Source organism: Kitasatospora sp. NA04385 (genome assembly GCF_013364235.1).
Lineage (GTDB): Bacteria > Actinomycetota > Actinomycetes > Streptomycetales > Streptomycetaceae > Kitasatospora.
The window spans coordinates 1,754,278-1,777,908 of record NZ_CP054919.1; the positions used below are offsets into that span (position 1 = coordinate 1,754,278).

The 23,631-nt window shown below is 74.1% G+C and carries 21 protein-coding genes; 2 read left to right on the forward strand and 19 right to left on the reverse strand.

All coding sequences use genetic code 11. From position 1 onward, the window contains the following. Positions 1 to 48: 48 nt before the first annotated feature. The 4 genes from HUT16_RS07575 to HUT16_RS07590 all read right to left on the reverse strand — a co-directional run bounded on the left by HUT16_RS07575 (position 49) and on the right by HUT16_RS07590 (position 3,260). Positions 49 to 873 (reverse strand): hypothetical protein, encoded by an 825-nt coding sequence (locus tag HUT16_RS07575; RefSeq protein WP_176186681.1) that lies wholly within the window; start codon positions 871 to 873, stop codon positions 49 to 51. Then, a complete protein-coding gene (locus HUT16_RS07580) occupies positions 863 to 1,897 on the reverse strand; it encodes a hypothetical protein (RefSeq protein WP_176186683.1) in 1,035 nt (344 codons plus the stop codon). The genes HUT16_RS07575 and HUT16_RS07580 overlap by 11 nt, the downstream gene beginning before the upstream one ends. Beyond that, entirely contained in the window at positions 1,897 to 2,607 is a 711-nt protein-coding gene (locus HUT16_RS07585; RefSeq protein ID WP_176186685.1) for a hypothetical protein, read from the reverse strand. Before HUT16_RS07585 ends, HUT16_RS07580 begins: the two co-directional genes overlap by 1 nt. Positions 2,608 to 2,810: 203 nt before the next feature. Continuing rightward, entirely contained in the window at positions 2,811 to 3,260 is a 450-nt protein-coding gene (locus HUT16_RS07590; RefSeq protein ID WP_254897689.1) for a MerR family transcriptional regulator, read from the reverse strand. Between the two features lie 91 nt (positions 3,261 to 3,351). Here HUT16_RS07590 and HUT16_RS07595 point away from each other — a divergent pair, with 91 nt between their 5' ends. Further along, on the forward strand, positions 3,352 to 4,680 hold the full coding sequence (locus tag HUT16_RS07595) for an MFS transporter (RefSeq protein WP_254897690.1): 1,329 nt from the start codon (positions 3,352 to 3,354) through the stop codon (positions 4,678 to 4,680). A gap of 154 nt (positions 4,681 to 4,834) precedes the next feature. Here HUT16_RS07595 and HUT16_RS07600 read toward each other — a convergent pair whose 3' ends face one another. After that, a complete protein-coding gene (locus HUT16_RS07600) occupies positions 4,835 to 5,245 on the reverse strand; it encodes a Fur family transcriptional regulator (protein WP_176186689.1) in 411 nt (136 codons plus the stop codon). 204 nt (positions 5,246 to 5,449) lie between these two features. Between HUT16_RS07600 and katG the strand changes: the two genes are divergently transcribed. Further along, positions 5,450 to 7,672 carry a catalase/peroxidase HPI gene (gene katG / locus HUT16_RS07605; RefSeq protein WP_176186691.1) on the forward strand — a complete coding sequence of 741 codons (2,223 nt, stop codon included), beginning with the start codon at positions 5,450 to 5,452 and terminating at the stop codon, positions 7,670 to 7,672. Between the two features lie 54 nt (positions 7,673 to 7,726). On the opposite strand, the gene ddaH is transcribed toward katG, so the two are convergent. The 14 genes from ddaH to HUT16_RS07675 form a co-directional block, all read right to left on the reverse strand. After that, positions 7,727 to 8,536 (reverse strand): dimethylargininase, encoded by an 810-nt coding sequence (ddaH, locus tag HUT16_RS07610; protein WP_176186693.1) that lies wholly within the window; start codon positions 8,534 to 8,536, stop codon positions 7,727 to 7,729. Between the two features lie 86 nt (positions 8,537 to 8,622). Next, entirely contained in the window at positions 8,623 to 9,978 is a 1,356-nt protein-coding gene (locus HUT16_RS07615; RefSeq protein WP_176186695.1) for an FAD-binding oxidoreductase, read from the reverse strand. Further along, the gene (locus tag HUT16_RS07620) at positions 9,975 to 10,313 is read right to left on the reverse strand and encodes a hypothetical protein (RefSeq protein WP_254897691.1); all 339 of its coding nucleotides are present in this window, start codon (positions 10,311 to 10,313) and stop codon (positions 9,975 to 9,977) included. The genes HUT16_RS07615 and HUT16_RS07620 overlap by 4 nt, the downstream gene beginning before the upstream one ends. Continuing rightward, positions 10,310 to 10,660: a cupin domain-containing protein gene (locus tag HUT16_RS07625; protein ID WP_176186699.1), complete on the reverse strand. Its 351-nt coding sequence runs from the start codon at positions 10,658 to 10,660 to the stop codon at positions 10,310 to 10,312. Before HUT16_RS07625 ends, HUT16_RS07620 begins: the two co-directional genes overlap by 4 nt. Positions 10,661 to 10,690: 30 nt before the next feature. Beyond that, positions 10,691 to 11,434, reverse strand: coding sequence for a response regulator transcription factor (locus HUT16_RS07630; protein WP_254897692.1), 744 nt, complete (start codon positions 11,432 to 11,434; stop codon positions 10,691 to 10,693). 63 nt (positions 11,435 to 11,497) lie between these two features. Continuing rightward, positions 11,498 to 13,225, reverse strand: coding sequence for a tryptophan 2-C-methyltransferase (gene tsrT, locus HUT16_RS07635; protein ID WP_176186701.1), 1,728 nt, complete (start codon positions 13,223 to 13,225; stop codon positions 11,498 to 11,500). A 35-nt stretch (positions 13,226 to 13,260) separates the two neighbouring features. Next, positions 13,261 to 14,430 (reverse strand): acyl-CoA dehydrogenase family protein, encoded by a 1,170-nt coding sequence (locus HUT16_RS07640; protein ID WP_176186703.1) that lies wholly within the window; start codon positions 14,428 to 14,430, stop codon positions 13,261 to 13,263. Positions 14,431 to 14,468: 38 nt separating this feature from the next. Continuing rightward, the gene (locus HUT16_RS07645) at positions 14,469 to 15,674 is read right to left on the reverse strand and encodes an acyl-CoA dehydrogenase family protein (protein WP_176186705.1); all 1,206 of its coding nucleotides are present in this window, start codon (positions 15,672 to 15,674) and stop codon (positions 14,469 to 14,471) included. Beyond that, positions 15,671 to 16,987 (reverse strand): acetyl-CoA carboxylase biotin carboxylase subunit family protein, encoded by a 1,317-nt coding sequence (locus HUT16_RS07650; RefSeq protein WP_176186707.1) that lies wholly within the window; start codon positions 16,985 to 16,987, stop codon positions 15,671 to 15,673. Before HUT16_RS07650 ends, HUT16_RS07645 begins: the two co-directional genes overlap by 4 nt. Next, on the reverse strand, positions 16,984 to 18,267 hold the full coding sequence (locus HUT16_RS07655) for an ATP-grasp domain-containing protein (RefSeq protein ID WP_176186709.1): 1,284 nt from the start codon (positions 18,265 to 18,267) through the stop codon (positions 16,984 to 16,986). The genes HUT16_RS07650 and HUT16_RS07655 overlap by 4 nt, the downstream gene beginning before the upstream one ends. Beyond that, positions 18,264 to 19,541, reverse strand: a complete 1,278-nt coding sequence (locus HUT16_RS07660; RefSeq protein ID WP_176186711.1) for an MFS transporter — start codon at positions 19,539 to 19,541, stop codon at positions 18,264 to 18,266. Before HUT16_RS07660 ends, HUT16_RS07655 begins: the two co-directional genes overlap by 4 nt. After that, positions 19,538 to 20,641 (reverse strand): FAD-binding oxidoreductase, encoded by a 1,104-nt coding sequence (locus tag HUT16_RS07665; RefSeq protein WP_254897693.1) that lies wholly within the window; start codon positions 20,639 to 20,641, stop codon positions 19,538 to 19,540. The genes HUT16_RS07660 and HUT16_RS07665 overlap by 4 nt, the downstream gene beginning before the upstream one ends. Continuing rightward, entirely contained in the window at positions 20,638 to 22,185 is a 1,548-nt protein-coding gene (locus HUT16_RS07670) for a class I tRNA ligase family protein (protein WP_176186713.1), read from the reverse strand. Before HUT16_RS07670 ends, HUT16_RS07665 begins: the two co-directional genes overlap by 4 nt. After that, complete coding sequence (locus HUT16_RS07675; RefSeq protein WP_176186715.1) at positions 22,185 to 23,471, reverse strand: lysine N(6)-hydroxylase/L-ornithine N(5)-oxygenase family protein; 1,287 nt, start codon at positions 23,469 to 23,471, stop codon at positions 22,185 to 22,187. Before HUT16_RS07675 ends, HUT16_RS07670 begins: the two co-directional genes overlap by 1 nt. Positions 23,472 to 23,631: the final 160 nt, after the last annotated feature.

The following is a 23,631-nucleotide window of genomic DNA, read 5'->3' on the forward strand; positions in this document are numbered from 1 at the left end:
GCCGACCGACCTCCTGCCCGGCGGCTGCGGGGCCGGGCAGGAGGTCGGTCAGCGCGGGGGCAGCAGGTCGGTGCGGTGGGGGGTCAGGTCGGTGACGCTGTCCAGGTCGGCTTCCACGGTGTACCAGGTGTGCGCGCCGTCGGGAGCGGTCTCCTCGTCCAGCTGGTTGGCGTCCGCGAAGCCCCAACTGCCGCCGGTGTAGACGCCCTTGATCCGGCCCTCGACCGTGCCGACGGCCTCGAACGGGCCGCCTCGCCACTGGAACGTCCAGTGGGTGCGGTACCAGGCGTCGAGCTGCTCCGGGGGGACGGCGCCGCCCTCGGCGAGGGTGACCAGGCCGTGCGGGTCGACCGCGGGGGCGGCCCGGTGGGTGGTGCCGCCGAGGACGGCGAAGCAGCCGGGGCGGAAGTGGTCGGCCTCGGAGAGCCGCCGGGCCAGGTCGAGGCGCGGGGCCAGCAGGTCCCGGCGGTGCTCCTCGGGCTCGGTGACCTCGGCCAGCGGGAAGACGCCCCGGTAGCCGTTGACCCGGCGCTTCAGGTGCTGCCGGGCGAACTCCCGGTCGTCGCCGAGGTAGTTGCCGGAGACGGTGGTGTCGACGCGGTCGGTGCACTCGAAGAGCTCGCCGCGCCAGTGGAAGGTCCAGTGCACGGCGTACCAGGCGTCGAGCCGCTCGGGCGGCAGCGGGTAGCCGAGCACCGAGCCGTCGGCGGCGAGCCGGGGCGCGACGCCCTCGGGGGCGGGGACGCCGGGGCCGGGGAGCAGTTCCACGCAGGGCCACAGGCCGGCGGCGGCGCGGGCCGGGTACACCGTCCCGCCGTGGACCGCGAACTCGCCCTTCACCGGCTGGTGACGGTCCGAGGGGTCAGTTGTCATAGTACTTCCACAGCCCATCGCTCTTGTCGAAGCGGCCGACGGCCTCTTCCGTCCCGTCGGCGTCCATCCGCCAGATCTCCGCACCGTGCGGGAAGCCGGTGGGCTTGGCGTCCCACTCCGGGACGCCGCCGCCGGTGTAGCCGGTGCCCAGGAACGGTGCGTCCCAGTTCTTTCCTGCATTCTGCCCGGCCATGCCCGCGACGCGGTCGGCCAGGGCCTGGTCGTTGACCGCGCCGAGGGTCGGGTCGGCCTCCATGCCGTGCGGGGCGGGGAAGCGCAGTTGGTACGCCTCGGACGCGCCGGGCGGCACCGGGCTCCAGCCCGCGCCGCCGTCGTCGAGGGCGAGGCCGTCGCGCAGGTCGTCCATGCTGCGCAGGTCGGCGGTGTCGGAGCCGCGCGCGATGGAGCCGCGGAACTCGCCGGGGTCGAAGGTGCGGCCGCCGAGCGTGGTGGAGTTCTCCAGGTAGGCCTCCGCGACGTCGGGCTTGACGATCTTGGTGACCATCCGGCCCTCGTCCAGCTTGATCGCGTCGCGGACCTGGACGACCTGGCGGGCCTGTTCCTCGGTCAGGCTGTTGGTGGGGCTGAGGCGCAGCCGGTCGTGCTCGGCGCGGTCGAGGCCGCGGGGGGCCAGTTCCTCGTCGATCTGCTGCTGGTAGCTGGGGCCGTCGCGGAGCGCCCCGTTGCCGTACTGCTCGGTCTCCAGCGGGGCGGAGCCGGGTGCGGTGCGCGGGCTCGGGACCGTCCCGGCCTCGCCGGCCAGCGCGGACTCCTCGCTCGCCAGGCGCGGGCCGGCCGCTTCGAGGTTCTTCGGGGCGGCCACCTTGAGGTCCCGCGGGGCCACCGCCTTGAGGTCCTCGGCGATCTTCGCCTCGGTGGCGGCGTGGGCGGCGAGGTTGCGGGCGCCCTTCTCGGCGGCCTCCTCGACGACGGCGGCGTGCTTCTCGGCGATCTTCGGCAGCGAGTCCACGGCGTCGTTCTTGAGCGCCCGGAAGACCGCCTGCTCCTCTCCTCCGGCCGCCATCAGAACGCCAGCCGTTCGAGCCCGCCGCGCAGTTCCTGCGCGTGGCCGCGGAACGCCTCGGTGTGGGCGCGCATCGCCTTCAGGTGCTGGTCGGCCAGGTCGGCGTCGAGGCTGAAGCCGTCCGCGGCGCCGCCGGTCGCGCCCGAGGTCTGTCCCCAGTCCAGGCCGGACATCGCCTGCTCGATCTTGGCGAAGAGCGGTTTGGCCGCGGCCTCGATGATCTCGCCGATGATGTACTGGATGATCTGCTGCTTGAGCGTCTCCAGCAGTTTCTTCCCGGCCTCCACGATCACCGGCACGGCGGCCTCGGCCAGCCCGAGGGTGGCCACCGCGGCGGCCTGGTCGGCGATGAAGGTGGCCGCCATGACGCCCAGTTCGACCAGGGCCTCGACCTTCTGCCCGATGATCACCTCGGCGCCGATCTCCAGCGCCTCGGCGAGCAGGGTGCAGCCCATCACGAGTTCCCGGGTGTGCCGCTCGGAGAGCTCGGACCAGCCGGACTGCATCCGCTGGGTGGCGGCGCCCTGGTAGGCCTGGGCGAAGGAGGCCATCGCCCGGGTCGCGTCGGCGTGCGTCCGCTCCACGGCCTGGCCGAACTGCCGGACCATGGTGGCGAAGGCGCGGACCTCGTCCTCGTTGATGTAGGGCCAGGGCACCCCGATGACGTTCAGGAACGTCACCACCGGTGCCGGTAGGTCGTCGATGGCCACTGCGCATCCCCCGTGCAGTCGTTCGGACTCGCCGCGGTCGCGGGCGGGTCGGGCGGCCAGACTGTAGCGCAGTGGGCAACGGGGTTCGGGGCGGCGTCGGTTACCGCCCTGACCTGGGGTAAAGGCTTGTTCAAGGGTGTACCGCAGACCGGTGCGCGGACGGCCCGCGCGGTGCGGTGACCGGGGCCGGGGTCAAGGTTTGTTCAAGGCTGCGGGGCCCAGAGCCCTTCGGCGCTGCCCTCGGCGAGGCGGGCCCGGTAGGTGGCGACCTTGTGGTCGATGCCCGCGAGGTGGGCCTGGAGTTCGGCGAGGCGGGCGGCGACCTCGGCGCGGTGGGATTCCAGGAGGGCGAGGCGCTCGGCCTCGTTGCCGTTGCCGGCCGCGGCGAGTTCGGCGTAGCGGCGGAGGGTGCGGATCGGCATGCCGGTGGCGCGCAGCCGGGTGCAGACGTCGATCCAGCGCAGGTCGCGGTGGTGGTAGCGGCGGCGGCCGCCCGGGGTGCGGTCGATGTCGGTGATCACCAGACCGGCCCGCTCGTAGTAGCGCAGGGTGTGGACGCTGACGCCCGTCCACTCGGCGGCCTCGGCGATGGTCAGCCCTTCGCCGGGGAGTTCCGGCTCGCCGCCCGGGAGTTCCGGCTTGATTTCGAGCACGCTCGAAATCGTAGCGTCGGTGCCGCCGACCGGACGGGGTGGAGTGGGCGAGGGGCCGACTCCCGTCGCGGCGGCGGACGGAGGCGGGGCGGTGTCCGAACCGGACGACCGGCGCAGGCGGTTGGTGCTCGCGGTGTGCTGCGTGAGCATGGTGATGGTGGTGATGGACGTCTCGGTGGTGAACGCGGCGCTGCCCGCGGTCCGCCGGGAGTGGGGGGCGTCGGTGGCGGCGCTGCAGTGGACGGTGGACGCGTACACGCTGGTGCTGGCGGCGTTCCTGCTGCCGGCGGGGGCGGCCGCGGACCGGTGGGGGCGGCGGCGGGTGTTCGTGCTGGGGCTGCTGGTGTTCGGGCTGGGGTCGGCGCTGTGCGCGCTGGCGCCGGGGACCGGGGCGCTGGTGGCCGCGCGGGCGGTGCAGGCGGCGGGCGGGACGATGCTGAACCCGGTGGCGATGGGGATCGTGGCGACGACGTTCCCGCGGCCGGCCGAGCGGGCCCGGGCGATCGGGGTGTTCGGTTCGGTGTCGGGGCTGTCGCTGGCGCTGGGGCCGGTACTGGGCGGGGCGCTGGTGGACGGCTGGGGCTGGCGGGCGGTGTTCTGGGTGAACCTGCCGGTGGTGGCGGCGGGGGTCGCGGGGGCGCTGCGCTGGGTGCCGGAGTCCCGGGCGGAGCGGGCCCGGCGGTTCGACCCGGTGGGGCAGCTGCTGGTGGTGGTGCTGCTGGGCGGGACGGTGTTCGCGCTGATCTCGGCGGGGCGCGCGGGCTGGTCGGCGCCGTCGGTGTGGGGCCCGCTGGCGGTGGCGGCGCTGACCGTCCCGGTGCTGGGCCGGTACGAGGCGCGGCGGGCGGACCCGTTGCTGGAGGTGGGGCTGCTGCGGCGCGGGCCGCTGGTGGCGGCGCTGGTGACGGCGTTCGCGGCGCTGGGCGCGTTCGCGGCCTTCCTGTTCGCGGTGACGCTGTACCTGCAGGGGGTGCGCGGGATGTCCGCGCTGCGCGCCGGGCTGTGCCTGGTGCCGGTGGGCGTGCTGATCCTGGCGCTGTCGCCGCGGACCGGGCGGGCGGTGGGCCGGTACGGGCCGCGCGGGCCGCTGCTGGTGTCGGGGGTGTCGCTGGCGCTGGCGGGCGCGCTGCTGCTGCTGGTGGGCCCCGGGACGCCGGTGCCGGCGCTGCTGGCGGTGTTCGCGCTGGTGGGGGTCTTCCAGGGGACGGTGAACCCGCCGATCACGAACACCGCGGTGGCGGGGATGCCGGGGGCGATGGCCTCGCTGGCCGCCGCGCTGGCCTCGGCGGCCCGGCAGACGGGTTCGGCGGTGGGCGTGGCGGTGGCGGGCGTGCTGCTGGCGCCCGGGTGGCGGCGGGCGGGGGCGTTCGTCGCGGCGGCGCGGGGGTGTGGTGGCTGCTGCTGGCGGCCGGAGTGCTGATCGCGGTGCTGGGCGTGGCGGGGCCGGGGGCCCGGCGGGTGCCGGGCGGGCCGTCCGCGGACGCTCCGGACGGGAGCGCGGCGAGCGGGAACGCGGCGGACGGGAGGGGGCCGGACGGGAGGGGCCCGGGCGGGGCGGCCGCGGGCGCGGGGCGTCAGGCGCAGTCGGGGCAGAGCCCGCGGTAGGTGACCTCGGCGGTGGCGATGCTGAAGCCGAAGCGCTCGGCGGCGGGGAGCGCGGCGAGCGGGTCGCCGGTGGGGTGGACGTCCCGGATGGTGCCGCAGGCGGAGCAGACCAGGTGCTGGTGCGGCTGGTGGGCGTTGGGGTCGTAGCGCTTGGCGCGGCCGTCGGTGGCGACTTCGAGGACCTCGCCGAGGGTGACGAGTTCGCCGAGCGTGTTGTAGACGGTGGCCCGGGAGATCTCCGGGAGGCGCTCGGCGGCGCGGGCGTGCACCTCGTCCGCGGTCAGGTGGACGTGGTCGCCGTCGAGCACCTCGGCGACCACGCGCCGCTGGGAGGTCAGTCGCCAGCCGCGGGACCGCAGTCGTTCCAGCAGATCACTCATCTCGTTCACCCAATCAGCTCAACATTCGCCCGAACTGTACAGCGGGCGAGACCCGGCGCCCGATTCGAGCGGGACCACCATCCGTTTGACCCTCTTCTTGACTTAGACTCGGTCTATCTTAGGATCGGCTCCGAAGAAGAGCCAAGACGTCCGTTGCAGCTGTGCAGAAGCAGAGTGCGATCCGCCCGATCCGGAGGGACTCCCATGCCCGAGAACGACGACGCCATCGTCACCGACCCCAAGTCCGAGGGTGCGGGCGGCTGCCCGGTCGCGCACGGCCGGGCCGCGCATCCGACCCAGGGCGGCGGCAACCAGCAGTGGTGGCCGCACCGGCTGAACCTGAAGATCCTGGCCAAGAACCCGGCGGTGGCGAACCCGCTCGGCGCGGACTTCGACTACCCGGCGGCCTTCGCCTCGCTCGACCTGGCGGCCGTCAAGCGCGACATCGAGACCGTGCTGACCACCTCGCAGGACTGGTGGCCGGCCGACTTCGGCCACTACGGCCCGCTGATCATCCGGATGGCCTGGCACAGCGCCGGCACCTACCGGATCTCCGACGGCCGCGGCGGCGCGGGCGCCGGGCAGCAGCGCTTCGCCCCGCTCAACTCCTGGCCGGACAACGCCAACCTGGACAAGGCCCGCCGCCTGCTGTGGCCGGTGAAGCAGAAGTACGGCCAGGCGCTGTCCTGGGCCGACCTGCTGATCCTGTCGGGCAACGTGGCGCTGGAGTCGATGGGCTTCGAGACCTTCGGCTTCGGCGGCGGCCGGGCGGACGTCTGGGAGGCCGACGAGGACGTGTACTGGGGCCCGGAGACCACTTGGCTGGGCGACGAGCGCTACACCGGCGACCGCCACCTGGAGGAGCCGCTGGGCGCCGTCCAGATGGGCCTGATCTACGTCAACCCCGAGGGCCCCAACGGCAACCCGGACCCGGTCGCGGCGGCCCGCGACATCCGCGAGACCTTCCGCCGGATGGCGATGAACGACGAGGAGACCGTCGCGCTGATCGCCGGCGGCCACACCTTCGGCAAGACCCACGGCGCGGGCCCGGCGGACAACGTCGGCGACGACCCCGAGGGCGCCGCGCTGGAGGAGCAGGGCCTGGGCTGGAAGAGCAGCTACGGCTCCGGCAAGGGCGCCGACGCGATCACCTCCGGCCTGGAGGTGACCTGGACCAACACGCCGACCGCCTGGGACAACTCCTTCTTCGAGATCCTGTTCGGCCACGAGTGGGAGCTCACCAAGTCGCCCGCCGGGGCGCACCAGTGGAAGCCGAAGGACGGCGCCGGCGAGGGCACCGTGCCGGACGCCTTCGACCCGGCGAAGAAGCACGCCCCGCAGATGCTCACCACCGACCTGTCGCTGCGCTTCGACCCGGTGTACGAGCAGATCTCCCGCCGCTTCCTGAACGACCCGGCGGCCTTCGCGGACGCCTTCGCCCGCGCCTGGTTCAAGCTGACCCACCGCGACATGGGCCCGGTCGTCCGCTACCTCGGCCCGGAGGTCCCGTCCGAGGAGCTGATCTGGCAGGACCCGCTGCCGGCCGCCCAGGGCGAGCCGATCGACGCGGCGGACGTGGCGGCGCTGAAGGCGAAGCTGCTGGACTCCGGCCTGACCACCGCCCAGCTGGTGTCCACCGCGTGGGCCTCGGCGGCGTCCTTCCGCGGCAGCGACCTGCGCGGCGGCGCGAACGGCGCCCGCGTCCGGCTGGAGCCGCAGCGCGGCTGGGAGGTCAACGACCCGGAGCAGCTGGCGCAGGTGCTGCGGGTGCTGGAGGGCGTGCAGCAGGAGTTCAACGGGCAGGGCGGCAAGCAGGTCTCGCTGGCCGACCTGATCGTGCTGGGCGGCACCGCGGCGGTCGAGCGGGCCGCGAAGGAGGGCGGCGTCGAGGTCGAGGTGGGCTTCCGCCCGGGCCGGGTGGACGCCACCCAGGAGAAGACCGACGTCGAGTCGTTCGCCGCGCTGGAGCCGCAGGCCGACGGGTTCCGCAACTACCAGGGCAAGGGCACCCGGCTCCCGGCCGAGTACCTGCTGGTGGACCGGGCCAACCTGCTGAACCTGTCCGCTCCCGAGCTGACCGTGCTGGTCGGCGGCCTGCGGGTGCTGGGCGCCAACACCGGCGGCTCGCAGCACGGCGTGTTCACCGACCGCCCCGGCACGCTGTCGAACGACTTCTTCACCAACCTGCTGGACCTGGGCACCGCGTGGGCGCCGGTCGCCTCCGACAACACGGTGTACGAGGGCCGGGACGCCTCCGGTGCGGTCAAGTGGACCGGCACCCGGGCCGACCTGGTGTTCGGCTCCAACTCGGAGCTGCGGGCGCTGGCCGAGGTGTACGCCTCGGACGACGCCAAGGAGAAGTTCGTCAAGGACTTCGCCGCCGCCTGGACCAAGGTGATGGAGCTGGACCGCTTCGACCTGGTGTGAGCGTGAGCCGACGGGGCCCGGACCGCTGCTGCGGTCCGGGCCCCCGCCGCTGCGTCAGTGGCGCAGTTCCAGCGTGCAGCACTTGACGGCGCCGCCGGCCCGGAGCAGTTCGGTCAGGTCGACGCCGATCGGGGTGAAGCCGCGCTCGCGCAGCCGGTCGGCGAGGCGGACGGCGGCCTCCGGGAGGACGACGTTGGCGCCGTCGGAGACCGCGTTCAGGCCGAACACCCGGGCGTCGTCGGCGTCGGCGAGCACCGCGTCCGGGTAGAGGCGCTCCAGCACCGCGCGGGAGGGGGCGTCGAAGGCCGGCGGGTGGTACATGACCTCGGTGTCGCTGAGCACGGCGAGCGCGGTGTCCAGGTGGTAGTAGCGCGGGTCGACCAGCCGCAGGGTGACCACCTCGCGGCCGAGGAACTCCCGCGCCTCGGCGTGCGCGGCGGTCTCGGTGCGGAAGCCGGTGCCGGCCAGGACGCGCTCGCCGGCCACCAGCAGGTCGCCCTCGCCCTCGTTGACGTGCTCGGCGTCCTTGACCCGCCAGCCGCGCTCGCGGAACCAGTCGGCGTACGCCGGGCCCTCGGCGGCCCGTTCGGGGTGCCGGAAGCGGGCGCCGAGCACCCGGCCGTCCAGCGTGGTGGCGCCGTTGGCGGCGAACACCATGTCCGGCAGGCCGGGCAGCGGTTCGATCAGCTCGACGGTGTGGCCGAGGCGCCGGAACAGCGCGTGGAGCTGGTCCCACTGGGCGAGGGCGGTGCCGGTGTCGGTGGGCTTCGCCGGGTCCATCCACGGGTTGATGGAGTAGTCGACGGTGAAGTGCGCGGGCCGGCACATCAGGTAGTGGCGCGGGGTGGCGGTTCGCGGCGACACGGTGGTGTCTCCTTCCGGGGCTCGCGGGCGCGGCGGATCGGCTGACGGTCGGTCAGCGGCGTTCCGGGGCACGGGACTTGGTGGGTTCAGCTGCCGATGGACTGCGGGAAGGCGAACAGGCCGTCCGGGTCGTGACGGCGCTTGGTGGCGACCAGCCTGGGGTAGTTCGCACCGTAGTAGGCCGTGCGCCAGTCCCGCAGGTCCGGGTCGGTGAAGTTCAGGTAGGCGCCGCCGGTCGCGTGCGGGGCGATCAGTCGGTCGAGCGCGGCCAGCCAGTCGAGCTGCGGGGCCGGGTCCTCGCCGGGCAGCCAGGAGGTGTCCAGGCTGACCAGGTACTGGGCGTCGCGGTGCGGGAAGGCGGTGGCCGCCGGGTCGACCCGGTTGATCGCGCCGCCCCAGCCGAACAGCGCCAGGCCGCAGCCGTCGGTGTTGCCGCCGGGCGGTGCGGCGGCGAGGTGGGCCAGGGCGGCGTCCAGCGCCGCGGGCGGCAGCGGGCGGGCGGCGAAGTGGGTGCGGACGGCGAACGCCCCGCCGCTGGTCTCGTGCTGGAGGTGGTCCATGGCGTCCCAGAAGTCCCGGTCGGCGATCTCCGCGCGCAGCGGCGGCCCGGCGGCGAACGCCGGGGCGAGCAGTTCGCGCAGCTCGGCGGCGGGGCCGAGGTGCAGGCCGACGGTGGAGACCAGGGTGCGGCCGCCGGAGGTGGCGACGCCGAGGCGGAGCGAGGTCTCCTCGGGCGCGGTGAGCATCAGTTCCTGCACGGCGGGCAGCACCGCGGGGGCGTGGTCGGCCTCCCAGAGCAGCACGCAGGTGGACGCGGCGGGGGCCGCGACGGCCTGGAAGGTCAGGTCCAGGTTGATGCCGAAGTTGCCGCCGCCACCGCCCCGGCAGGCCCAGTACAGGTCCTCGTTCTGCTCGGCGTCGCAGCTCAGGACCGTTCCGGCGGCGGTGGCCAGGGTGGTGGCGCGCAGCGTGTCGGCCGTCAGCCCGAACCGGCGGGAGGTGGCGGCGGAGCCTCCGCCGAGCGCCAGGCCGGCGATCCCGACGCCCGCGCCGTTGCCGAGCGGCAGCGCGAGCCCGTGCGGGCGCAGCGCGGCGTAGAGCGCGCCGGTCAGGACGCCGCCGCCGACGGTGACCCGCCCGGTGGCGGGGTCGACGGTGATCGCGTCCAGGGCCCGCAGGTCCACCACCAGGCCGGAGTTGACGGAGTGCCCGGCGTACGAGTGCCCTCCCCCGCGCGGGACGATCGGCACCGCGTGGTCCCGGGCCCAGTCGACGGCCCGCAGCACGTCGGCGGGGTCGGCGGCGCGCAGCACGGCGGTGGGCGCGCGGTGCGCCCAGCGCTCGTTGAAGGCGGCGCAGGAGTCGTGGAACCCGGCGTCCCCGGGGCGCAGCAGGGGGCCGGTGGTGTGCTTGTCGAGCAGCGCCCAGTCGGCGGGGGTCACGGGGCGACCTCTTCGATGGTGGAGGTGCCGGTGTCGGGCTGGGGGCCGTAGCGCTCCCAGGTCTCGTGCAGGCGGATGCGGCCGTCGGCGGTGAGGGTGGGGGTGTTGTGGGTGCGGCCGCAGACGATCCGGCCGTCGGTGAGGACGAAGGTGTAGCCCATGGCGAGGGTGCCGTCGGGCTGGCGGGTGCCGGCGGTCCAGCCGCGCTGGATGGTGCCGCCGGTGACCTCGCCCCAGACCAGGTCGCCCTGCTGGTGGTAGACGGCGACGGTGCGGTGGTCGCCGTCGGGGGCGTGGAAGCGGCGGCCCTCGTAGTCGAGGTGGCGGGGGTTCACGCCTGCCACCAGATGGCGTAGTAGGCGAAGTCGTCGTCGTGCGGGTTGGCGACGGCGTGGTCGGTGTCGGCGGGGAGCAGGACGAGGTCGCCGGCGGCGACGGGGTGGCCGGTGCCGCCGGTGCGGATCTCGCCGCGGCCGCTGATGCAGATGAACAGCTCGCGTTCGGTGTGCTGGTGGGTGTCGGTGAGGTCGCCGGGGCGCAGGACGCACCAGGCGCCGTGGAAGGGGGCGGTCAGTTCGCCCCAGGGGTGCAGGAGCTTGAGGTCGAGGCCGTGGGCGCGTTCGAGCCCTTCGGGTTCCTGGCGGCGGATCACCAGGCCGGGCGGCAGGCCGGTTTCGGGCATGGCGGTGCTCCGTTCTGGGGGGGCGGTGGGTCAGCGGGCCGCGGCGGCGTGGCCGAGGCCGGCGTCCCGGGCGAGGACCAGGGCCTGGGCGCGGTCGGCGACGCCGAGCTTGCCGAGGATGTGGGAGATCCGGTTGCTGACCGTCTTGGAGGCGAGGGCGAGTTCCCGGGCGATGACGGTGTTGGAGCGGCCGGCGGCGAGGTGTTCGAGCACCTCGCGCTCGCGGATGCTGAGCTGCGGGAACGGGTAGCTGCGCGGGCGGGGGCCGGTGCCGATCAGGGTGCCGAGCCGGGCCGCGATGGTGCGGTCGAGGATGGCCTCGCCGGCGCCGACCGCGTGGATGCCGCGGACGATCTGGTCGGCGGTGGCGCGCTTGACCAGGTAGCCGCGGGCTCCGGCGTGGAAGGCGGCGGCGACGGCCTTGTCGTCGTCGAGGGTGCTGAAGACCAGGACGCCGGTCTCGGGGGTGAGGCGCAGGATCTGGCTGATCATCCGCATGCCGGCGGCCTCGTCCAGGTGCGGGTCGAGGACCAGGACGTCGGGCCGGTGCCGGGAGGTGGCGGCGAGCACTTCTCCGGTGGTGCCGGCCTCGTCGACCACGGTGGCGGCGCCGGTGGCCTCGACCATGGAGCGGACGCCCTGCCGGACGGCGGGCTGGGCGTCGGCGAGCAGCACGGTCAGCGGCGTGGTGATCCGGTGCTGGTTCATCGTCCCCTCGCGGCGTCCGGTGGTGCGGCGGTGGTGCGGTGCGGTGTGGCGCGCGGAGTCGATCACCGGTAGTGATGATTCCGTTACCTCATCATGATCTGATCAATCCTGCGCCTCAAGTGTGCAATGTCATGCAGGAGTTGGCAGATGTGACGGTTGGGGCGCCGCTTCCCGGGCCTTGCGCATGATCTCCTCGCGGCCGCGCCAGTGCGACCAGAAGGCGCCGGTGTAGCCCAGGCCGCCGAGGCTGGTGAGGAAGGGGTTGTCGGCGTAGTTGTTGTCGTGCTCGCTCATGCCCTCGACGGTGGGCAGCATGACCCGGTGGTGGTCGGCCGGGTCGATCAGCGCCCACAGGTCGGTGACGGCGCCGTGCCAGCGCTCGGCGGGGTCGGCGGCGCGGGCCGGGTCGGGCAGCAGGCCGGGCGAGAAGTAGCAGACCAACCGGAAGTTGCCGTGCTCGTCGAACATGAACTGCCGCTCGTACTCGGCCGGGGAGGAGCACATCCGCAGCGGCTTGAGCACGATCGGGCCGTCGGCGGTGTTGGACTGCAGGCCGGGGACGGTGCGCACGCCCGCGCACTGCTCGGCGAGGTCCATGCCCATCGGGGTGTACGGGAACAGCCGCAGGCCGAGCGAGAAGCCGGTGACGGTGGCGTCCAGCGCCATGAAGGCGTCCACGCAGGCGCGGACCGTCTCGGGGGTCTCCCCCGGCATGCCGAACAGCGCCTCGACCATGGTGAGGATGCCGCGTTCGTGGCACAGCCGCACCAGCCGCTCGGTGTCGGCGAAGGTGTAGTAGGTGCCGCCCTTCTCGGTGACCTTCCAGCCGCTGAGCACCTCGGGGCGGATGTGGTCGCTGCCGACGTTGACGCCCCGGCAGCCGGCCGCGGCCAGCAGGTCGGCGAACTCCTCGTCGAACGGGCTGGGTTGGCAGTAGACCCACAGCCGCAGCAGGTTCAGCGGGTTGTCCGGGTCGGCGTGCCGGCGGCGGACGATCTCCCGCAGCAGGTTCTTGGCGTGCGCGATCGAGAGGTTGAACTCGCTGTCGGTGGTGTGCTGGTCCAGGATGCCCTGCGCGGCCAGCGACTCCATCTCGTCGACCACCGAGGCGAGTTCGCGCTGCCCGTAGCGGGTGCCCTTGGCGTCCGGTTCGACGCAGTGCGAGCAGCGGTAGGCGCAGCCGTTCTTGGTCAGGATGGAGCCGAGGCCGCCGCGCCGGTAGTACTCCAGGTTGTCGACCCGGCGCGGCACGCCGGAGCGCCGCCGGTAGACCGAGAGCTGGTCGACCTGCCACACCCGGGGCTCGAACTGGCCGGTGGGCTCGGCGGGCAGCGCCTTGCCGTGGCGGACGGTGAGCACCGCGGGTGGCACCCGGACGGCGCCCTGCCCGGTGTTGCGGATCAGGCCGGGGATGCCCGCCGTGTCGCGGCCCTCGGCGACCGCGGCGGCCAGCTCGCAGAGGATCTTCTCGCCGGGGCCCTTCACGCCGTAGTCGATGCCGAAGTACTCGACCAGCGCGAACGGCATGGTGGAGAAGCCGATCCCGCCGCCGACCACGGGCGCGTCGGTGAGCCGGCGGATCTCGGTGATGATCTCCAGGTGCTCGCCGACGAACGGGCGCTGCTCGAAGGCGTACACGGTGTCGGTGTTGCGGACGGTCACCCCGACCAGCACCGGGGAGCGTTCGGCGAAGTACTCGTGCAGGCAGGTCTTCCAGTCGTCGCGGTGGAAGGTCAGGTCGAGCACCTCCACCTCGAAGCCGTCGTCCTCCAGCGCGGTGGTGAGCACGTCGAGGGCGTACGGGGCGATCGGCGGATGCACCTTGTTCGGGTTGACCAGCAGGACGAGTCTGCTCATCGGGGTTACCTCCCTTGGGGGTTGGCGGCGGGTGGTCAGACCAGGCCGAGGCTGATGCCGAACTCGGGTTCGGCGCCCAGCAGGTAGGCCCCGGCGGACTGCAGGATGCGGTCCTGGGCGACCAGGTGCTGGGCGAGGACGGTGGTGTCGCGCAGCCAGCGGTCCATCGGCGAGCTGCGGTTGATCGACCAGGTCTGCAGCAGGTCGTAGGTGCGGGCGACGATCGTCCGGGCGCTGCGGAAGGCGTGCAGCCAGGACAGCGGCGAGGCGGCGCGCTCGGTCGGGGTGAGGTCGTCCAGGGTGCCGCCGGCCGCCAGCACCGCCCACTGGCGGCGCATCGCGCCGTACACGCCCTCCCGGACGGCGTTGAACTCGGCCTCCAGGCGGGCCAGTTCGGTCTGCACCCGCCAGCTGTCGGCCCAACTGCGCCCGGCCATCCGGTCGTAGCGGGTGGTGGCGACCTCGCGGGCGTGGTCGAGCGCGGCCCGGGCCACCCCGAGCGGGACGCCGCACATCGCCCGGGTGAAGGAGTCCGGCTGGGCCAGCGGGCCGGGGCGGCCCTGCGGGGTGGCGAAGGTGTAGGTGTGCTCCTCCGGGACGAACACGCCGTCCATGGTGTAGTCGCAACTGCCGCTGCCGCACAGGCCGGTGGTGTCCCAGTTGTCGATCACCTCGACCTGCTCGCGGGGCACCAGGAACTGCCGGGAGTCGTGCCGGTGCTTGCTGCCGGGGGCGGCCCAGGGCTCGCCGCCGTCGTAGATGAAGGCGCCGGAGGTCACCCAGTCGGCGTGCTTGACGCCAGAGCCGAACGACCAGCGGCCGCTGAGCCGGAAGCCGCCGGGGACGCGCTCGGCCCGGCCGGAGGGCTGGAGCAGGCCGGCCACCACCAGGTCGAGGCGCGGGAAGACCTCCTTGGCGACGGTCTGGTCCAGGAAGTTGGCGTAGATGCCGGTGTTGGCGCCGATCACGGCGCACCAGGCGGCCGAGGCGTCGCCGTACGCCAGGGCCTCCACCACCTCGGTCTGCTCCATCGAGGTCAGGCCGGGGCCGCCCCACTCGGGGCCGTAGCACATGCCGAACACGCCGGTGGCGCGCAGCAGTTCGACCACCTCGGCGGGCAGCGTGCGGTTGGCCTCGATCTCCGGGGCCCTCTCCCGCAGCAGCGGCGCCAACTCCCGGGCGCGGCGCAGGATCTCCGTTGTCATGCTGGTCACTTCTCCTTCTGCGTCGGGTGGTCGGCGGGTCAGCGGTCCAGGCCGAGGCTGATCCGGAACAGCGGGGGGCGGCCGAGCAGGTAGGCGCCGACCGACTCCAGCACGGCGTCCTGGGCGGTCAGGTTCTGGCACATCACCGCGGTGTCGCGCAGCCAGCGGTCCATCGGCGAGCTGCGGTTGATCGACCAGGTCTGCAGCAGGTCGTAGAGCCGGGTGACGACGGCGCGGGAGGCCCGGAAGGCGTGCAGCCAGGCGAGCGGGGAGGCGGCGCGCTCGGCCGGGGTGAGGTCGTCCAGGGTGCCGCCGGCCGCCAGCACCGCCCACTGGCGGCGCGCCGCGCCGTACACGCCCTCCCGGGCCGCGTTGAACTCGGCCTCGCAGCTGGCGAGTTCGGTCTGCACCCGCCAGCTGTCGGCCCAACTGCGCCCGGCCATCCGGTCGTAGCGGGTGGTGGCGACCTCGCGGGCGTGGTCGAGCGCGGCCCGGGCCACCCCGAGCGGGACGCCGCACAGGGCGCGCATGAAGGAGTCCGGCTGGGCGAGCGGGCCCGGGGTGCCGCGGACCTCCCAGAAGGTGAAGGTGTGCTCGTCGGGGACGAACACGTCGGTCATGGTGTAGTCGCAACTGCCCGTCCCGCACAGGCCGGTGGTGTCCCAGTCGTCGAGCACCTCGACGGCGGAGCGCGGCACCAGGAACTGCCGGGAGTCGTGCGCGTGCGGGCTGCCGGGCTCGGCCCAGGGCTCGCCGTCCTGGAACAGGAAGGCCCCGGAGGTGACCCAGTCGCTGTGCCTGATCCCGGAGCCGAACGACCAGCGGCCGCTGAGCCGGAAGCCGCCGGGGACGCGCTCGGCCCGGCCGGCCGGGGCGAGCACCCCGGCGGTGATCAGGTCCAGGCTCGGGTACACGTCCTTCACCACGGACTGGTACAGGAAGTTGGCGAGCAGCCCGCTGTTGGCGCCGATCACGCCGCACCAGGCGGCCGAGGCGTCGCCGTACGCCAGCGCCTCGACCACCTCCAACTGTTCGACGGAGGTGAGCTCGGGGCCGCCCCACTCGCGGGCGAAGCACATCCGGAACACGCCGGTGGCGCGGAGCAGTTCGACCACCTCGGCGGGCAGCGTGCGGTGGGCCTCGATCTCCGGGGCCCTCTCCCGCAGCACGGGGGCGATCTCCTTGGCCCGGCGCAGCACCTCGGCGGCGTCCTGGGGCGGTCCGGCCCAGCGCGCGGCGCTCACCGGTCCACGTCCAGCAGCCCGGCGGGCATCGCGAACGGGGCCTCGGGGTCGGCGGGCCCGACCTCGGAGGTGACGGTGCGCACCAGCGCGGCGGCGGCGGCCAGGCGCTGTTCGCAGGCGGCGACGCTGTCGGCCTCGCAGACCACGAAGGAGTGCCGGGCCAGGTAGCCGCCGGGGGGCAGCCGCAGCACGGTACCGGGCGGGGCCATCGGGGCGGCGTGCAGCAGGCCGGGCGCGTCGCCGGGCTCCGGGAGGACCAACTCGTCCAGGCGGCAGTCCTGTTCGGGGCAGCCGAAGCTGATCCCGGCCACCGCGGAGCGGCTCGGGGCGATCTCCGGGCGGCGGCCGGTGGCGACGTCGAACAGCACCTCGCCGGGTTCGATGCCGGTGGCGATCCGGCCGAGCAGCGGGATCAGGTCGCCGCCGAGCCGGCCGTTGACCTCGACGATCAGCGGGCCGCGCGGGGTGAGCCGCAGCTCGGTGTGGGTGATGCCGTCCTCGACGCCGAGCGCCCGGTGCGCGTCGGCGAGGTGGGCCAGCAGGGCGGGGTCGGCGAGCAGCGGGTCGGCGGCGTCGACGACGTGGCCGACCTCCTCGAAGTACGGCTCGTCGCTGCTGTACTTGCGGGCCAGGAACAGCGGCCGGTACTCGCCCTTGTGGACGGCGCCGTCGACGCTGATCTCCGGGCCGCCCGCGTACTCCTCGACGATCACGCTGGCCCGGTACGGCCCGGGGTCGACCCGGCTGGCGGACAGCGCGGTGCGGAACGCCTCGTCGAGCCCGTGCTCGTCGGCGGCGAAGACCACGCCGATGCTGGCGCCCATGGCGCGCGGCTTGAGCACCACCGGGTAGCCGATCCGGGCGGCGGCGGCGCGGGCCTCGGCGAGGTCGGTGGTGAGCGCGAAGCCGGGCTGGCGCAGGCCGGCGGCGGTGAGCACGGTGCGGGTGCGCTCCTTGTCGCGCACGCCGCGCACGCCGCGCTCGGACAGGCCGGGGACGCCGAGCTCGGCGGCCAGCAGGCCGGCGTCCAGCACCAGCGGCTCGTCCCAGCAGAGCAGGCCGACGATGGTCCGGCGGGCGGCGATCTCCCGGACGGTGGCGTTCATGGTGGCGGTGTCGAAGACGTCGGCGACCACGATCTCGTCGAAGTACTCGCGCTGCCAGGTCGGCCGCAGGTTGTTGACCAGCAGCAGTTCCAGCCCGGCGGCGCGGGCCCGGCGGCTCATCGGGCCGACCAGGTACTCGCGGTACTCCTTCAGCCCGCTGCCGATCACCAGCAGGGTGCCCGGCGTTGTTTCCTGACGTTGCGTCATGATTCCTCCGCTGCTTGGGAGTCGAGGTCGAACCGGACCAGGGCGGCGGCCGCGTCGGCCAGCCGGCGGGCCTCGGCGGGGGTGTCGGCGCGGGTGGTGACGATGCCGACCCGGTCCCAGGAGCTGCGCAGTCCGGCGCTGCGGTGGCCGGCGGCGATGCCGACCACGGCGAGCTGCACGCCCTCGGCGGCGGCGGCCGCGTCCAGGCCGTGCACGGCGGTGACGGTGCCGGGCCGGCCGGGGGCCAGGAAGGCGGCGGCGGTGGCGCGTTCGGCCTTGGCGGGCAGCTCGCCGGTCGGCTCGCCGCGCATCAGGGCGTAGTAGGCGCGGGTGAGTTCGACCGGGTAGGCCGCCTCGATCAGGTCGGTGATGGAGTCACCGGGCAGCCGTCCGGCGCACTCCACCAGGACGGGGACGCCGTCGGCGAGGATCCACTCGCAGTGCAGCACGCCGGTGCCGAAGCCGACCGCGGCGGCCAGCCGTTCGGTCTCGGCGGCCAGCAACTCGTGCGTCTCGGTCGGGAGTTCGGCCGGGACGGTGTGCCCGGCCTCGATCGGGTACGGGCCGGGGTAGAGCAGCTTGCCGGTGGTGTTGGCGAACACCGGGCGGCCGTCGGCGACCAGCATCTCGACGCTGAACTCCGACCCGGCGACGTACTGTTCGGCCAGCATGGCGGGCGCGATCGGCCGGTCCGGGACGAACACGCCCTCGTCCTGCGCCTGCCCGAACGCCCAGGCCGCGGCCACCTCCTCGGGGGCGCGGACCACCCGGGTGCCGACCGAGGCCTGCCGGTTGGCGGGCTTGAGCACCACCGGGCCGGGGTGCCGGGCCATGAAGCCGGCCAGCGCGGCGGCGTCGGCGACCGGCTCGGAGGCCGGGTTGGCGATTCCGGCGGCCGCCGCGACCACCCGCAACTGGTGCTTGTCGCGCAGCAGTTGGGCGGCGCCCAGGCCGGCGCCGGGCAGCCCGTAGCGTTCGGCGAGCCGGGCCGCGAACGGCACCGCGTACTCGACGGCGGGGATCACCGCGACCGGGTCGAGCCCGGGGTGGGCGGCGAAGAAGGCGTCCGCGCGGCCGGGCAGGTGGTACTCCCACTCGATCAGGGCGCGGGCGAAGCCGATGCCCTCGACGGCCTCGGCGAGGTGCCGCTTGCGGGCGACGTCCGGCTCCTCCACGTAGACCACCGAGTCGGCGTCCTGGAAGGCGGCGACGGTGGCGACCGCGAAGGCCACGTAGCCGATGATCAGCACCGGCCGCGGGCCGGTCGACGGGCCGTTCATACGGTCTCTCCCACGGGGTCCTGGTCGGTGGCCGCTCCGGCGGCGGCGGTGCGCTGCTGCGCCCGGTGCTTGATGCCGTACACCGCGAGCACCCCGGCCAGGCCGTTGACCACGGCCATCAGCACCCAGAACCCGGCGTGCAGGTGCGTCCAGGCCCACACGCCGAACAGCGGTCCGACGGCCGAGGCCAGGCCGGCCGCGGCCTGCATGGTGGCCAGGTAGCGGGCCTTCGAGCCGTCCGGGAAGGTGGCCGGGTGGGCGAACATGCTGGGCCCGGCGATCATCAGCCCGCTGACCGCGAGCACCGCGCCGAACAGCACGAACGCCCCGGAGTGCACGGCCAGCCCGTAGGCGGCGAGGCCGACCGAGTTGACCAGGTGGCCGACGCCGACCGCCAGGTAGGTGGGGATCCGGGTGATGTACGCGGTGATCTTCAGCTCGCAGGTGATCAGCACCAGCGAGGAGGCGGTGAGCACCGCGCTGTACAGCCAGGTCGGGTAGTCGTCGTGCACGATCTCCAGCGGCAGCGAGATCGAGGACTGCACGTAGGCGACCGTCCCGAGCACCACCGCGGCCAGGTAGGCGAGGTAGGCCCGGTCGCGGAGCATCCGGGCGTACGCGGCCCGGCCGTCGGAGCGGCGTTCGGCCCTCGTCCGCGGCGCCGGCTCGGGCACCGCGTGCCGGGGCAGCAGCCGGTGGGCGAGCAGCGCGTACAGCAGGGTGGTGGCGCCGTCGATCCAGAACAGCAGGTCCCAGTCGAGCAGGATCACCCCGGCGGCGATCAGCGGGGCGAGCGCCGCGCCGGTGTTCAGGGCGATGCGCATCATCGAGAACGCCATCACGTGGTAGCGCTCCGGCATCAGGTCGCTGAGCAGCACCGCGGCGGCGGGCCGGTACGCCTGGGCGGCCAGGCCGGCCAGCGCGATCGTCACCAGCAGCACCGGGACCAGCCCCGGCCGGACCAGCAGCGGCAGCACCGCGACCAGCGGCGCCGAGCCGGCCATCGCCGCGACGATGGTGGCGCGCGCCCCGAACCGGTGGGTGATCTCCCCGCCGAGGACGGTGCCGAACACGGTGCCCAGGCTGTACGCGCCGAGCGCGAGGCCCGCGGTGCCGTCCGACAGGCCCTCGTGCGTCAGGTAGAGCACCAGGAAGGTCTGGACGAACGCGCCGAGCTGGTTGACCAGTACGCCGCCGAGCAGGTACCGGACGGTGGCCGGGGTGGCCCTGAGCGTGTCGAGGACGCCGATCGGGGGCCCGTCGTCGTCGGTCATGCCGCCTCCTTCACTGCCTTGGCGATGCGTTCCGCGACCAGCGGAGCGGTGGAGAACCCGCCGCCGCCGCACGCGGCGCGGGTCCACAGGCCCGGGGAGACCCGGGTGAGCAGCGGGCCGCCGGTGGCGGTGTCCGCGGTGTAGTGGCAGACCCGGACGCCGGCCACGGGGTAGCGCTCCAGGTCGGGCAGGACGCCCTCGGCGGCCAGCCGGTCCAGGTGGGGCCGCTGGTCCTCGCCGGTGCTGTCGGTGTCCGCGACGGGGCGGCACACCGTGTCGGAGCTGAGTTTGAGCAGGGTGCCGGCGCCGGGCGGCAGCACCCAGCCGCGGCCGGAGCGGCCGAGGCCGCCGGCGGCGGGCGCGTCGTCCCAGCGGTCGTCCCCGGCGGGGCGGCGCAGGTAGAGCATGGTCTGCCGGTGCAGGGTGACGGGGCTGTCGGCGAGCCGGCGCGTCCAGGGGCCGCCGGCCAGCAGGGCGAGGTCGCCGCGGAGCACCTCGCCGGTGTCCAGCACGATCCGGCCGGAGCCGGTGAACACCGAGCGGACGGTGCTGTGCGGGCGCAGCACCACGCCGGGCCGGGCGGTGAGCCAGCGGGCGGCGGCGTGCAGCACCCGGTCGGCGAGCAGGACGCCGCCGGTGAGTTCGCGCACCCCGACGGTGCCGGGCGGCAGCCCCAGCGGCGGGAGCCGGTCGGCCGGCGGCAGGTCGACGGGGACGCCGGCCTTGTCGGCCTCGGCGAGCAGTTCGTCGAGGCGTTCGGCGGGGTGGGCGGTGAGCGTGCCGACCCGGCGGTACAGCGGGGTGCCGAACAGGGCCTCCAGGTCCTGCCAGTGGCGGTGCGCGTCGAGCCGGCGGGCGGTGCCGTCGGGGTCGCCGGGCAGCAGGGTGCGGATGGCGCGGTGCTGGTCGTGCGAGGTGGCGTCCGGGTTGGGCAGCGGGCCGCGTTCCAGCACGGTGACCCGGTGGCCGGCCCGGGCGCAGGCGACCGCGGTGAGCAGTCCGGTGACGCCCGCGCCGACCACCAGGACGTGGGCGGCGGCGCTGCCCGCGTCCACCGCGACGGCACTGCCCGCCGCCGCGGGCCCGGTGGCACCGCTCACCGTCCGCCGCCGCGCGCTCTGGTCGTCAGCCGGGGCAGGGCGCGGGGGCGGACGGTGGTGGCGGTGTGCTCGGCGGGGATGGCGTCGTCGGGCAGCGCCTCGGCGGCCAGGTCGACCAGCAGCGGGGCGGCGCAGCGCAGGAACAGGTCGAGTTCGTGCCAGAAGTCGCCGGCGTCGTCGTCGGTGACCTCCCAGCGGTCGAGCCGGCCGAGCTGCTCGGTGAGGGTGGCGGCCGCGCTGCTGAGGCTGAAGCGGCGCGGGTTCAGGGCGGCGGCGAAGCGCTCGGCGCTCAGCGCGGCGGCGTGCCGGGAGCGGGCGCTGACGGGCAGCGGGCCGCGGTCGAGGTGGGCCTCGGCCTTGGCGGCGACCCGGTTCCAGGGTTCGACCAGGCGCTGTCCGCAGACCCGGTCCATGGCGGCGCGGGTGAAGTTGGTGCGCTGGTAGTCGGGGCCGGTGGCGGCCAGGTAGTAGCGGGCCAGGTCGCGCGGGACTTCGGCGGTGAGCTGGCGCCCGGTGACGACGTGGCCGCGGCTGGTGGAGAACTTGTCGCTGTCGAGCTCGTAGAACTCGTTGGTGACGAAGTGCGCGGGCAGGGCGAGTCCGCCGAGGGCGAGCAGCATGGCGGTGCCGGCCAGGGCGAAGGCGAAACTGGCGTCGGAGCCGAAGAAGTAGACGACTTCGGGGCCGGCCTCCAGCGCCCAGTGGCGTTCCTCGTCGCCGGGGACCTCGCCGCGCGACTCGGCGGCCAGCGCGACGGCGTGCAGGCTCCAGGCCACCGTCTCGGTGTCGGAGTACAGCACCTGGCCGGGGGTCTCGGCGAACGGGGCGGGGATGCCCCAGTCGATGGGCAGGGTGATCGGGTAGTCGGGCAGCCGGCGGGCCATCAGCTCCTCGACGAGCTGGGCGAGCCGGGGCCGCATGGTGCCGGCGAGCCGGGCGAAGTAGCTGGCCAGCGCGGGGCGGTGCTCCTCCAGCGGCAGTACCAGGACCTCCTTCTCCCGCAGTTCGACCGGGAGTTCGGGGTACCGGGTGGAGCGCGGGTCGAGCAGTTCGCCGGAGGCGATCCAGTGGCCGCAGCTCTCGCACAGCCCGGCGCAGCCCTCGGCCAGGCAGACCGGGCAGCCGCCGCGGACGTACGCGTCGGTGAGGTACTCGCCGGTGTCCGGCAGGTACGGGAACTTCACCTTGCGCAGCCTCAAGTGCCCTTCGCCGTGCAGCCGTTCGAAGAAGGTGCGGACGGTCTTGAGGTAGCGCTCGTCGAAGCGGACGAAGCCGTCGGGGACGATGCCGGCCGCGGCGAGGGTGGCCTCGACCTGTTCGGCGGCGCGCTGCCGCAGTTCCTCGGGCTGTTCGCCGAGCCGGCGGGCGGTGGTGACGATGTAGTTCTGGGTGAAGTGCACGCCGGTGCCGAACAGGGTGTCGCGGCCGGTGGCGCGGGCGTAGCGGGCGCACACGTCGGCGGACAGGAACGGGCCGGCCAGGTGGCCCAGGTGCAGGTCGCCGTTGGCGGTGGGGCCGGGGGCGATCACCAGCAGCGCGGCCATCAGCGGCCGCCCGCCGCGACGGTGGCCAGGCCGTGGCGCTCCAGCAGGTCGCCGGTGATGTCGCGGGCCCGGTGGGCGAGCACGCTGATCAGCGAGTCGGCGATGCCGTGGGTGGCCTCGTTGACGCCCTGCAGGTACAGCGCGGCGTCGGTGCCGGCGCCCAGGTCGACCCGGTAGTCGCGGCTGACGGTGACCTCGGGCAGCCCGGCCTTCTCGGTCAGCTCCCGGACCAGGGCCGGCATCCGGCCGTCGTAGCCGGTGCCGAGCAGGACCAAGTCGCAGCGCTGCTCGGTGACCTTGCCGGTGCGCCGGTCGCGCAGGTCGAGGACGACCTCGCCGTCCTCCTCGCGGGCGGCGAGCACCTCGGTCATCGGGCGGACCTCGGCCCGGCCGGTGCCGATCATCTTCTCCCGGTAGAGCAGCATGTAGAGCTCGTCGAGGAACGGCGGGGCGAGCGCCGCGTAGTTGGTGAACCGCATCTCGTCGAGCAGCTGGGCGCGGGTCTCGGCGGGGGCGTCGAAGAACTCGTCGACGAAGGACGGGTAGAACAGCTCGTTGACGAACTTGCTGGTCTGGTAGTTCTGCAGGCCGATCGAGCGGACCAGCATGGTGACGGTGGAGTTCGGCAGGTTCTCGTACAGCGCCATGAACATCTCGGCGGCGCTCTGCGCGCCGCCGATCACCACGGTGCGCAGCGGGGCGTCCTTGTCGACGGCGTTGATCCGGCTGCGGAAGCGGGCGCTGTGGATGACCTTCTCGGCGGGCAGGTCGGCGAAGACCGCGGGGATGTGCATGTCGCGGCCGGCGCCGACGACCAGGTCGCGGCAGCGGATGGTGTCGCCGTCGGCGAGGGTGACCTGCCAGCCGGCCAGCTTGCCGTCGGCGTCGTGCCTCGGTTCGGCGGAGACGACCTTGGCGTCGTAGCGGATGCGCACCTTCTCCAGCGAGCGGGCCACCCACTGGAGGTAGTCGGAGAACTCCCAGCGGTGCGGGTGGAAGGTGCCCAGGTTGATGAACTGGTCCAGCCGGTCGTGCTGGTGCAGGAAGTTGAGGAACGAGAAGCGGCTGCGCGGGTCGCGCAGGGTCACCAGGTCCTTCAGGAAGGAGACCTGGCTGCGGGCCCAGGGCATCAGCAGGTCGCGCTGCCACTTGATGTCCGGGGCCTGTTCCAGCAGCAGGGTGCGCTCGGCCAGTTCGGCCGATCCGCTCTCCTCGATCGCGGCGGCGAGGGCCAGGTTCGCCGGTCCGGCGCCGATCGCCAGTACGCCCACCTCTAGGTCAGCCACACTTTCCCCCTCGGGAACTCGGTTTGCTCCAGGGCCGGTTGTCGCGGCGCCGACACGCTGTCGTCGCGCTGTCGTCGCGCTGTTGTCGCGTCCTCGTCGCATCTTCGTCGCGTCCACGTCGCGTCGAGGAATCTAGGAAGCCGGGGTTCCCGGCAGGTAG